We start from the raw sequence: 11,828 nt of genomic DNA, 5'->3' as shown, positions 1-11,828 counted from the left end.
TCCCCTCTAGTAGTCAAAGCGAGTTGTAATCATTTTTCTTTTTGTATAGAAATTTACACCGTCTTTTCCATTTGCATGAAGATCTCCATAGAAAGAATCCTTCCATCCTGAAAAAGGGAAAAATGCCATAGGTGCTGGAACACCAACATTTACGCCAAGCATGCCAGCATCCGCTTCTTCACGGAATTTCCTAATCGCTCCTGCATCCTTCGTATAAATTGTTGCGCCGTTTCCATACCGAGATTTGCGAAGAATACCAAGCGCTCCATCAATCCCATCAGCATGTAATAAACTAAGAACAGGTGCAAAAATCTCTTCTTTTGCAATCGTCATCTCTGGTGTCACTTCATCAAAGATAGTAGGTCCAATAAAATTCCCCTGCTCATGCTCTTTCATGTCACTGCGTCCATCACGAATTAACGCTGCTCCTTCTTCTAAACCTTTATCGATGTATCCAAGAACTTTTTCACGATGTGATGCTCGAATGACTGGCGTTAGCAACACCTCTTCATCTAATCCATTCCCCATCTTCAATTCATTTGCTTTGTCTTTTAAAGAAGAAATAAACGCTTCACCGTCTCCAACAATAACCACGGCACTACAAGCCATACAACGCTGACCTGCACTACCAAATGTCGAACTAATGACTTGTTGAACAGCCTTTTCGATATCTGCATCAGGCATCACAATATGATGATTTTTGGCACCAGATAGCGCCTGCACTCTTTTACCTCGTGATGCCGCTTGTTCATAGACATATTTAGCAACGGGCTGAGAGCCTACGAATGAGACTGCTTTTACTTCTTCATGTTCTATCAATCCATTTACAACGTCATGAGCACCGTGCACAATATTAAATACACCTTTTGGTAAACCAGCTTCTGTTAATAGTTCCGCCATACGGTTAGCAAGAATGGGCGTACGTTCAGAAGGCTTCAAAACAAACGTATTCCCACAGGCAATGGCAAGAGGAAACATCCAATGAGGTACCATCATTGGAAAGTTAAATGGAGTAATTCCCCCAACAACACCCACAGGATAGCGGAACATCTCTGAATCTATACTTTCAGCGATCGTAGACAGATTGTCTCCCATCATTAAAGAAGGTGCTCCAGTTGCAAACTCCACACATTCAATACCACGAAGCACTTCTCCATATGCTTCTTTATAACTCTTTCCATTTTCTTTAACAACCAGCTCAGCTAGTTCCTCGTGGTTTTTCACTAGAAGGGAATGATACTTAAACAATACTCGTGCCCTTTTTGGAACAGGAACTTTGCTCCATGTTTCAAATGCAGTGGTCGCAGCATGAACAGCAAGATCAACATCTTCTTTTGACGATAGTGGCACATATGCGAGGTTCTCTTCTGTTGCAGGATTTGGGACGTCAAGCGTATCTTTACTTTTGGCGTTTACCCATTCCCCATTAACAAAGTTTTTTAATACGGCCGTTTCCTTCTTTACAACTGTCATTACATGCCCTCCTTTGATTCGTTCATATCTTTATTGTAGGGGATGTAATGGCACTCATACATTAGACAAAACGTAACATGGATGAGGAGCCTATTGTACACGTTGCACATTTTAGCCATTTTGTTTCAAATAATCGTATGCATGTAACGAGAATTCAATAGCTTGCCGCTTAGGAGAGCACATAAAATCACTCCCAAGTAACTCTTCTAATTTTTCTAATCGATGATAAAGGGTCTGTCGTACAACGTAAAGCTGTTCAGCTGTTTCCTTTTTTGATCCATTGCAACACATGTAGACTTTCAACGTATTTAGTAAGTTGCTGTTATTCTTCGAATCATATTGCATAACGGGGTCTAAATAATCAAACATAAATTCATTAAGTTCTCTCCCCTTAGCTAGTTGGAAGATCATACGGTAAATATGGAAGTCATTGTAGTAGGTCACTATAGAAGATTGTGAGAATAGTTTCTCATTCATAACAAGTGTCTCAAGAGATGAATCATAGCTTTTATGCATGTCTTTTAAGAGGCGGACATGTTTACCTACTCCTATTTTCTCCACTTCTGGTACAGACTCTTTTTGTAAGATGTCGCTTTGAAGAAATCGTTCAAAGGCCTCTCGTAAACGGTGATCAACATCTGCTTCAGATCGACGATTTAGAATGATGATTATCAGTTTATTCCTTGATGTTAACGATAATACAAAGAAACCTTCCTGTTCAAAAACAGACCGCATGAGAAGCATAAAGTATGTCATCTGAGAAGAAGTGTAGGTATCATGATGTTTTTTGAATTTACACGTGCATACATGAAGACCTCGTGGAATAAGTGTTTCATCCACATCTACAAGATAGGATAAAACTCTTTCTTCAGAATGCTTTCCTTCAATCCAATCGTATAACCATTCAGTTTCAAGAGCTCGCTTCTTCTCTTCAATATATAATTCTCGTAAAAGATATTGAGCGATTGCCGTAGCACTTCGATCAAGTAGTAGCATATCGTAATCAGAAATCGAAGCATGTTGCGCAGGGACAAGTATAAGATTTGCAAAGTGATAATCCATTGCACGAACATGTTGGAGCACGAGGCCTTTACCCTCTGGTTGGATCGTAAGAAAATGCAAAAACGTATCCTTTTTTTCTTCCGTTGCTTCAGGTGCAAAAATAGGCTCAGCTTCTTTAGGGTTATAAATCACCTGCATACCTGTTTTTATGGAAAGTAGCGTTAAAATCTTTGTTAAACATCCTGGTACAAGAAGAAGGTTATTGAGTTCCTGTGAAAACTGCTCCAGATCTGAAATCATTTGATAGTGATGGGCAATTAAGAGGGAGTGAAGGTCCTGTGTGATATCAACGAATCGAACTTCTCTTGTAAATGCAATAATGGGGAAATGATACTGATCGGCAAGTTCGATTATTTCTGAAGGGATATGATCCATGTATGTACCTATTTCAATGCAAAGACCAGCAGCTTTACTTTGTATCAATTGCTGCACAATAGAGCGAAAAACACTTATGTTATCTTTCCAAACAAATCCTGTGGATAAAATCAATTCTTCACCGTGTAATAGCTGCTTTACACTGGTTACTTCCATAACGTGAACCCATTTAATTCTTCGATCTAATCCGTTTTTCCCAGCTAAGACAGTAGCATGATGAAAATGTTCTCTCTCTAACACTTCATGGACCGTTAAACTAGTCATTCGCAGCATCCTACCACTTCCTCTTCTGAAGATTATATGGTTAATCTAATCATGAAGTTTTGCTATTCAGGGGTTTTACGGCACATAATCTTTCAATCATCATTTATGATAGCGCTTACATCTTGTGAGAATAACTTTACTACATCGTGAAAATCATTTCTAGGTATTCTCTAAATAATGACATTATTAGTCATAATTATTTAAATTTTTTATATTACATTACGGTATATGAAATTTTGTGTATGATATCATTTGCATCAGTACACGAAAAGTAAAAAAACACTGGGCAACTACTGCCCAGTGTCTACTTCCCATTCGTATTCGTCTAACAACTCCATTAAATAATAATATTGCTTCTTACTCCGGAAGTCCGTCTCTTTCCAATTTGATCGAATCCAGAGCGTTAACTCTGCTGCTGAATTGAAAATCTCTCCGCTCGTATCCGCCTTTCTTATCATATAACGACCATTTTCTTCATCAATCGTTACTTCGCATGGATAAGCGCTATCCTTCGAATATAAAGTGTACTCCATGAGCTTCCTCCTCTCTAAGTAACGGATTGCATCTGTTTTAAAAGAAGAGCTGAGAAGTATTTTCTCCCATCAGCGGTTTGAATATGAAGAATTTCTTTTGAAATTTCATCAGATTTCATGTCTTTATGAATAAACTCTATAAATGCCCCACTTAAATTCTCGGTAATACCATTGATTCGATATCCACGGTCAATAAAATAGTCGATCTTCTCGCGTTCGATTAAATAATGCTGATGTTCTCTCATTTCATTAGCTCCTTTCGTCAAGTGCACTCCCCACTTCTTGAACAGCATGAGATTCACTGTCACTCATGATAGTCCAATCACGACCAACTGTTATCCCAAGGTATTTCTCATCACTTGGGTCTATCATTTCAGCTTGTTCATATTTCTTAAACCACCAGTATTTTGCTAAGACAAAGTAAGTTCCAGCACCTACAATAAAGCCTACAAGAAATGAATAGTTTGAGAGAAAATAAGCAGCTAATCCTCCGAGAACCCAGGCGATAAATCCAGCGGCGTTTACCCCATTCATATAACGATACTGACCGTTTTGCTCATACAAATCTGGAACGTTGACGCGACGCTTTCTTAGAAGATAATAGTCAGCAAAAAGAATTCCAACAATCGCAGATAAGATCCCACCAACTATGAGCAAGATCGGTATGAGAATATTAAATAAGCTCCACGGCTGAACAACTGATCCTATAATACCTGCTATAAATACACCTGCCCAGAACGGAACTTTAGGTCCACCTACATTGGAGAAAATTGTGGCAGCTGGTACTAGGTTGGCAGATACATTAGTTGACCATTGAGCAAGAACGATCATTAATAATAAAATGCCGAGAACTAAACCAGTGGCGGCTTCCTGCAGTGCAACGACTGGATCATAATTCGAAACAGCAATGTAGGATACACCACCAATAATAACCATAAAGGTTTGCGTGATCGGTAGCGCAATCATACTACCTACTAACGTTCCTTTATTACGCTTCACCCAATTCCGCTCGAATTTAGGAGCCTTGATGAATCTTGATATAGAAGGAATGTCCGCTGAAATGGTTGCCCAAAATCCCATATTACTAAAGATAACGACAAGAAAAGCAGTAACTGCCGCTCCACCTGTCACAGGGCTTTCAATCCACGCCCATACTTCTCGCCCCTGCGCAACTGCCTGATCGGATAATGAAGCATACATCCATACAGAGATGATAATGATCACTGGTGCAGCGAGATCTGCGAATCGTTCAACTGCTTTGATACCTAGTGCAGTGTTTACGAGCTGAAGCGTTGCGAAAATCAGAAAACACACAAACCAGTTATCAAATCCAAAAAGTACATTTAGAATTGCGTTCATTGCCGTTGCACCAAAATACGTATTGATTCCAAACCAGAATGAAGCAGCAAGTCCTCTCACAATGGAAGGAATGTGTGTACCGATCGTACCAAAAGGTGCCCTCATATAAACCGGAAAGGATAAACCATGTTCAATACCGATATCACCTATAACTGTAATAAACAAACCAATCCCAAGGGTTCCGATAATCGTTGCCGCTACAACCCACGTAAGTGATAGTGATTGAACACCGGCTCCACCAATTGCAAACGCGGCGAGAACAACAGCCATCCCAACCCACATCATTGCAAATCCGCCCGTCCCTATCTTTCTATCTTTATGGGCAATGGGCAAAAGATCCGGTGACTTTAAATAGCTTTCATCTTTTTTCATTCAGCTATCCCCTTTTTCGGTCTGTTACTGAATCATCATCGGCTTATCAGTGACGTTCTTTAGCTTGCCATATTTTGCTCGCTTCATATACTTCCCTGACCCCGGTGTACCTACAAACTGTTTGTTTTTAATCACGAATTCTCCTCTTACAAGAACTGTCTCTGGCTCACCTGTAATCTCCATTCCTTCAAAAGCATTGTAATCTACAGCCATATGATGTGTTTCAGCAGAGATTTTGCGTTTTGTTTCAGGATTAAATATAACTAAATCTGCATCTGCTCCAATTGAAACTGTCCCCTTCTTAGGAAATAATCCAAATAGCTTCGCTGATTTTGTTGAAGTAATATCAACAAACTGGTTTAATGAAATCCTCCCTTTGAGTACTCCTTCCGAGAAAAGAATGCTAAACCGATCTTCAATCATTGGACCGCCATTAGGGATTTTTGTAAAATCATCTCGACCGAGGTCTTTTTGGCCATTAAAATCAAACGAACACTGATCAGAACCAATCGTCTCAAGCTGTCCAGTTCGAAGAGCGGTCCAAAGAGCTTCCTGGTTCCACTTTTCACGAAGTGGCGGACTCCATACATACTTTGCACCTTCGAAATTGGGTTTCTCTAAGTAGGTTTGATCTAAAACAAGATATTGCGGACAAGTCTCGCCATGGATGTCATAGCCTTTCTTTCTTGCTTCAGCAATTTTATCAGCCGCTTCCTGACAGCTAACATGAACAACATATAGTTGAGAAGAAGCAAGACCAGTTAATTGGGCAGCACGACCTGTTGCTTCTCCTTCCACTTCTGGTGGTCTCGTTAATGCGTGATAAATAGGTTCAGTCTGGCCTTTCGATAGCGCTTCCTTCGTTAAATATTCAATCACATCACCATTTTCAGCATGAACCATGACCAATGCTCCGAGTTCTTTAGCTGCTAAAAGAGTTCGATAAAGGGTTTCATCATCTGATTGAAAAACGTTTTTGTAAGCCATGAAAACTTTGAAAGATGTGATCCCCTCCTGATTGATCACGTCAGGAAGCTGCTCTAAAACACTGTCGTTTATTTCGCTAATCATTAAATGAAAACTATAATCAATGACCGATTTATCCTTTGATTTGTCGTGCCATGTCTTAATCGCTGTTGATAGAGGCTTTCCTTTCTCAGTAAGGCAAAAATCGATGACAGATGTGGTGCCTCCAAAAGCTGCAGCAATCGTCCCTGTTTCAAAATCATCTTTTGAGACCGTACCACCAAAAGGCATTTCTAGATGTGTATGCGGATCGATTCCTCCAGGAAATACGTAGCGATCACTCGCATCAATGATTTCAGCTCCTTCTTCTTCGATGTTCTTACCAATGGAAGAAATAATGCCATCAGATATTAGAATATCTGCCTGGTACGTTTCACTGGCCGTTACAATGGTCCCATTCCGAATGATTTTTTTCATTTGAAATCCCCCTACTTATTTGGATATTTTGATATCTTTAAGCGAACCGATAAGAGATTGACGTTCGTTCCAGGTCATCTGTGGCAAATCATTTTGTACTTCAATCATATCGATTGCTCCATCAACTGGACAAACAATGGAACATAAATTGCAGCCTACGCAATCCTCTTCTCTTACTTGAAGAATCGCATGCCCATTTGGGTCATTTAGCATATCGATACATTGATGCGAGGTGTCCTCACATGCAATGTGGCATTTATTGCAATTGATGCAAACGTCATTGTTAATACGCGCCACCACTTTATGGTTAAGATCAAGATTACCCCAGTCAGAGAAGGTTGGAACAGATTTCCCAATGATGTCTTGGACCGAAAGAATGCCACGTTCGTCAAGGTAAGAGGACAATCCGTCGATAAGATCCTCCACAATTCGAAAGCCGTGATGCATGGCGGCTGTACAAATTTGTACATTGCTTGCCCCCATCAACATAAATTCAATTGCATTTTGCCAGTTAGATACACCGCCCATTCCAGAAATCGGCACGTTAATACGGCTGTTTCTCGCACATTCACTTACCATATTTAGCGCAATCGGCTTAACCGCTGGACCACAGTAGCCGCCATGCGCTCCTTTTCCGCCAACATGCGGAATCGGTAGCCATGTATCAATATCAACCCCAGCAAGACTATTAATTGTATTAATCATACTCACCGCATCAGCTCCGCCTCTAACAGCTGCCTCAGCCGTCGCTGTGATATCTGTAATATTAGGCGTTAACTTTACGATGACTGGAGTTTCTGCAGCTTCTTTTGCCCAAAAAGTTTGTTTCTCCACAAGCTCAGGGACCTGCCCTGAAGCAGAGCCCATTCCCCGTTCAGCCATTCCATGTGGACAGCCAAAATTAAGCTCAAGGCCATCAACGCCAGCTGCTTCCGTCTTTTTAACGATTTCATGCCATGCTTCCTGATTAGGCTCAACCATTAATGAAGCGACAACGGCGTGGTTAGGAAATTTTTTCTTCGTTTCATAGATTTCTTTCAAATTCACTTCAAGTGGCCGATCTGTAATTAGCTCGATATTATTAAAACCCGCTACTCTTTGGCCATTGAAATGAACGGCTGCGTATCTCGAAGAAACATTCAGGATCGGGTCTCCAAGCGTTTTCCAAACAGCTCCTCCCCATCCCGCTTCGAATGCACGTTGTACTTGGTACCCGGAATTGGTAGGCGGAGCGGATGCTAACCAAAATGGGTTCGGTGAAGTGATACCCGCAAGATTCGTTCTAAGATCTGCCATCGATATTCCCCTTTCTCCTCTTACGCTGAGTACGTTGCTTTTAAGCTTTCATGCATATGATAAGCAGCCGTTTTCCCCTGTTGAGCCGCTGAAACAACCATGGCTTCTCCCTGTCCTTTTCCGAAAATAACATCTCCACACGCATAGATTTTGGGATTCGATGTTTCCATCGTTTCTTGGTTAATTAAAATGACACCGTCTTTATGAGCAAGACCAAGCTCTTCTATAAATGGAAGATGCCGCTTTTGGCCAATCGCTTTCACCACAGCATCACATTCAATAAGGAATTCAGAACCAGGAATAGGTTCTGTCCTCCTTCGCCCATCTTCAGCCGCTTCTCCAAGCTTCATCTTGACGCATTTCATTCCTTCTACATCGCCAGTTTCATTTGTCATTATTTCAACCGGCTGTGTTAACCAGCGAAACTCAACGCCATCCTGCTTGGCAAATTCATATTCAAAGTCATAAGCAGTCATTTCTTGTTCAGATCGACGATAAAGTATTTTGACGTTTTCTGCACCGAGTCGAACAGAGCAGGTTGCCCCATCAATCGCTGTATTCCCTGCTCCTACCACAACAACTTTCTTTCCTTTTAAGTGAGTTGGAAATGGCGCATTCTTTGTCATTTTGACGAGTTCAATGGCATCGTAAACACCATCAGCTTCTTCCCCTGAAATTTGAAGATCTGGAACATTTGCCATGCCAATTGCTAAAATAACACGGTCATTTGTTGAAACTAACTCTTCAAATGGAAGATCAACGCCTATTTTCACACCCGTTTTAATGGTGACGCCTAACCTTTCAATTTGCTCCACTTCCCAGAGTGAAATGGCTTTTGGTAACCGAAAAGACACGATGCCATACGTATCAAGTCCACCTGCCTGTTTCTCGGCTTCATAGATTGTGACACTATAGCCAAGTAGCGCAAGTTCGCGAGCAGCTGATAGACCGGCTGGGCCGCCACCTACAATGGCAACCTTTTTCCCGTTTGGTTGTCCTTGTTTAAATAGCACTTGATCATTTTTAATTGCCCAATCTGTAGCGTAGCGCTGCAGATTACCAATTAAAATTGGTTTTGTCGAATGATTTAACACACATGCACCTTCACATAGTTCTTCCGTCGGACATACTCTCGCACAGCTCGCTCCTACTGGGTTTGCAGTCATAATTGTTTTTGCTGACCCTTTCATGTTTCCTGAAGCGATTTTTTTAATGAAAGTTGGTATATCTATGCCGGTTGGACACGCCTTGATGCAAGGAGCATCATAGCAATAAAGACATCTTTGAGATTCTTGAAACGCTTCCTGATTCGTGAGAGGTGGAACAACTTCAGTAAACCCTTTCTGCAGTTCCTTTTGGATCGCTGGATCGCTTGTATTCATATTCGTCCCCCCTGTTTAAATTACGCTTTACCGCTTGATAAACTAATAGATCCTTAAATGAAAAAGCAGGCGGCGAAGCCACACCTGCTTTCACTTCCATCAAGGCAATAGTGAAGTCATTTCCCCATATGTCTCAGGACGGCGATCGCGATAAAATTGCCACGTATCTCGAACTTCACGAATCATCTTTTTATTTACATCACCGATAATCACTTCATCTTCATCTCTTGAGCCCACCGCTACAAAATTGCCTCGTGGATCAACAAGATAAGATTGTCCATAGAATTCACCCATGTTCCAAGGTCCCTCTGTCCCAACTCGATTAATGGCTCCAAGATAGTAACCGTTCGCAACAGCATGAGCTGGCTGCTCTAGCTTCCATAAGTACTCAGAAAGTCCAGCTACCGTTGCAGAAGGATTAAAAACGATCTCTGCGCCGTTTAAACCAAGCAGTCTTGCTCCTTCTGGAAAATGACGATCATAACAAATATACACGCCTATCTTTGCGAAAGCCGTGTCGAATACCGGATAACCAAGATTACCAGGCTTAAAGTAGTATTTTTCCCAGAATCCGTGTCCGTTGTCTCCAACTGCTACATGTGGAATGTGTTGTTTCCGGTACTTACCAAGATAAGAACCATCAGCATCAATAACCGCAGCAGTATTATAATAGGTTGAGATGCCTTCTCGCTCATAAATAGGTAGAACAATGACAATACCAAGTTCTCGAGCAAGCGCCTGAAATCTCACTGTCGTTGGACCCTCGGGGATCTCTTCTGCAGCGTCATACCACTTTGTATTCTGCTCGGCACAAAAATACGGTCCATAGAAGATCTCCTGAAGACAAACAATTTGAGCTCCTTTTTCACTTGCTTCTCTTACAAGGTGAATATGTTTTTCAATGGCTTTTTCTTTGTGAAGGTCAACTGATTCACTACCATCCACATCATTTTTTGCCTGAATTAGGCCAATTTTCACTGAATCTGCCATATGTAAGCCCTCCTATTCGCAGTAGTTAACTGAATTTTCTTTCTAATAAAAGTGTAGAAGATTCATTTCCTCGATGCACTATACAAAATGTAAAATAAAATGTACAAAAAACTAGCATTCTGTCGCGAGTCTTTAAAAGAAGATGGATCAAAAAAACAGCCTAAGTGAAGTACGGCTCTCTCCGCACTTACTACTTAAGCTGTTTTTGTTAAAACCCATGGTTGTATTTATGGTCTACGATTACTAGACACTTCATGGGTGCTAGTTATCTTTTTGATCCTTAATATATTGTTGAACGACCTTATAAACATACTCCTGATTTGCTTCAGCAGTATTTGGGTTGTATTCTCCTCCATTTACTTTATTATTTGAAAGAATACGAATCCCTAGGAAAGGAACATCGAAGGCTTGAGCGATTTGTGCTCCTGCAGCACCTTCCATTTCTTCAACGGATGTACCATAATTTTCATGAAACCACTTGATACGATCAATTTCATTATTCCAAACATCCGCTGAACCAATTGTTCCTTCCACAACTTTTCCTTTTGTATATTCATCCTTCACGGCGTTCGCTGCAGCAAGTAAGTCCTTATCTCCATCAAAGTATCGGATGTTTTCTGCATCAGGATCTTCCCCTGCGCTACCTTCAGACGCCATTAGGTCCATTGGTTTCCATTCCGTTGGCTCAATGCCCTCATTCTTCGCGAGGTTAGTTGTTTTTAATGAACCCGTGTTTGTGGTTCTTTGCCCTAATACGATATCAAATACGTCCAATTCAGGATCATGTCCTCCTGATGTTCCTTGATTGATAATCGCGATCGGGTTATACTTCTCTATTGCTAGTGCAGTTGCAGCTGCCGTATTCTCCATTCCCTTACCTGTTTTCGTAACGATAACAGGATAATCATCCACAGTCCCTTTGTAAAAAACGAACGAACCTGAATTTTCTTCTGTTACATTCTCTAATTTTTGTGCGAACTCTTCTGCTTCTATTGGCATTGGTCCCTGTACAATGATTGGTCTTTCTGTTTTCTCTTGTTCAGCTGAAGATTCTGGTGCAGAGTTACAGGCTGACAAAACAACTAACAAAAGTAAAGTTATCATAGCTGATGTAGCGTATTTTTTAAAAAATGGTTTCCTCATCGATTTTCTCTCCCTAGTATGTAAGTTCGGACACTCTTCTTCATCAAATACGTGATTTGTGACTGACAATAGTAAACTTTTCTTCTGTCGTCATTCTCCCCCTCTAGATTGTGATTCTCGTATTTAAATCAAAAGA

The 11,828-nt window shown here is 40.9% G+C and carries 10 protein-coding genes; all 10 read right to left on the bottom strand.

What is annotated here, in order from left to right; translation table 11 throughout:
* Nucleotides 1-6 precede the first annotated feature (6 nt).
* Nucleotides 7-1,473, bottom strand: a complete 1,467-nt coding sequence (locus tag IQ283_RS19115; RefSeq protein ID WP_194221661.1) for a CoA-acylating methylmalonate-semialdehyde dehydrogenase — start codon at nucleotides 1,471-1,473, stop codon at nucleotides 7-9.
* A 111-nt stretch (nucleotides 1,474-1,584) separates the two neighbouring features.
* Nucleotides 1,585-3,174: a PucR family transcriptional regulator gene (locus IQ283_RS19110; protein ID WP_194221660.1), complete on the bottom strand. Its 1,590-nt coding sequence runs from the start codon at nucleotides 3,172-3,174 to the stop codon at nucleotides 1,585-1,587.
* Between the two features lie 290 nt (nucleotides 3,175-3,464).
* A complete protein-coding gene (locus IQ283_RS19105) occupies nucleotides 3,465-3,707 on the bottom strand; it encodes a hypothetical protein (RefSeq protein WP_194221659.1) in 243 nt (80 codons plus the stop codon).
* A gap of 14 nt (nucleotides 3,708-3,721) precedes the next feature.
* Nucleotides 3,722-3,952, bottom strand: a complete 231-nt coding sequence (locus IQ283_RS19100) for a hypothetical protein (protein WP_194221658.1) — start codon at nucleotides 3,950-3,952, stop codon at nucleotides 3,722-3,724.
* Nucleotides 3,953-3,956: 4 nt separating this feature from the next.
* A complete protein-coding gene (locus IQ283_RS19095) occupies nucleotides 3,957-5,438 on the bottom strand; it encodes an NCS1 family transporter (protein WP_194221657.1) in 1,482 nt (493 codons plus the stop codon).
* 24 nt (nucleotides 5,439-5,462) lie between these two features.
* Nucleotides 5,463-6,881, bottom strand: coding sequence for a dihydropyrimidinase (gene hydA, locus IQ283_RS19090; protein WP_194221656.1), 1,419 nt, complete (start codon nucleotides 6,879-6,881; stop codon nucleotides 5,463-5,465).
* 15 nt (nucleotides 6,882-6,896) lie between these two features.
* Nucleotides 6,897-8,177 (bottom strand): NAD-dependent dihydropyrimidine dehydrogenase subunit PreA, encoded by a 1,281-nt coding sequence (preA, locus tag IQ283_RS19085; RefSeq protein ID WP_194221655.1) that lies wholly within the window; start codon nucleotides 8,175-8,177, stop codon nucleotides 6,897-6,899.
* A gap of 20 nt (nucleotides 8,178-8,197) precedes the next feature.
* Nucleotides 8,198-9,559 (bottom strand): NAD(P)-dependent oxidoreductase, encoded by a 1,362-nt coding sequence (locus IQ283_RS19080; RefSeq protein WP_194221654.1) that lies wholly within the window; start codon nucleotides 9,557-9,559, stop codon nucleotides 8,198-8,200.
* Between the two features lie 99 nt (nucleotides 9,560-9,658).
* Nucleotides 9,659-10,549, bottom strand: a complete 891-nt coding sequence (locus IQ283_RS19075; RefSeq protein ID WP_194221653.1) for a nitrilase-related carbon-nitrogen hydrolase — start codon at nucleotides 10,547-10,549, stop codon at nucleotides 9,659-9,661.
* A gap of 261 nt (nucleotides 10,550-10,810) precedes the next feature.
* Nucleotides 10,811-11,692, bottom strand: coding sequence for a 5'-methylthioadenosine/S-adenosylhomocysteine nucleosidase (locus tag IQ283_RS19070; RefSeq protein ID WP_194221652.1), 882 nt, complete (start codon nucleotides 11,690-11,692; stop codon nucleotides 10,811-10,813).
* Nucleotides 11,693-11,828 lie beyond the last annotated feature (136 nt).

The organism is Pseudalkalibacillus hwajinpoensis (assembly GCF_015234585.1).
GTDB classification, from domain to species: Bacteria; Bacillota; Bacilli; order Bacillales; family Guptibacillaceae; genus Guptibacillus; species Guptibacillus hwajinpoensis_B.
The sequence above is the reverse complement of the archived record's forward strand: the minus strand, read 5'-3'. Positions and strand labels throughout refer to the sequence as shown.

Bases quoted from the DNA above. Each gene is read 5' to 3' on its own strand.
- preA (WP_194221655.1), bottom strand. From the start codon at position 8,177: ATGGCAGATCTTAGAACGAATCTTGCGGGTATCACTTCACCGAACCCA.
- IQ283_RS19110 (WP_194221660.1), bottom strand. From the start codon at position 3,174: ATGACTAGTTTAACGGTCCATGAAGTGTTAGAGAGAGAACATTTTCAT.
- IQ283_RS19115 (WP_194221661.1), bottom strand. From the start codon at position 1,473: ATGACAGTTGTAAAGAAGGAAACGGCCGTATTAAAAAACTTTGTTAAT.
- IQ283_RS19075 (WP_194221653.1), bottom strand. From the start codon at position 10,549: ATGGCAGATTCAGTGAAAATTGGCCTAATTCAGGCAAAAAATGATGTG.
- IQ283_RS19095 (WP_194221657.1), bottom strand. From the start codon at position 5,438: ATGAAAAAAGATGAAAGCTATTTAAAGTCACCGGATCTTTTGCCCATT.
- IQ283_RS19100 (WP_194221658.1), bottom strand. From the start codon at position 3,952: ATGAGAGAACATCAGCATTATTTAATCGAACGCGAGAAGATCGACTAT.
- IQ283_RS19080 (WP_194221654.1), bottom strand. From the start codon at position 9,559: ATGAATACAAGCGATCCAGCGATCCAAAAGGAACTGCAGAAAGGGTTT.
- IQ283_RS19105 (WP_194221659.1), bottom strand. From the start codon at position 3,707: ATGGAGTACACTTTATATTCGAAGGATAGCGCTTATCCATGCGAAGTA.
- IQ283_RS19070 (WP_194221652.1), bottom strand. From the start codon at position 11,692: ATGAGGAAACCATTTTTTAAAAAATACGCTACATCAGCTATGATAACT.
- hydA (WP_194221656.1), bottom strand. From the start codon at position 6,881: ATGAAAAAAATCATTCGGAATGGGACCATTGTAACGGCCAGTGAAACG.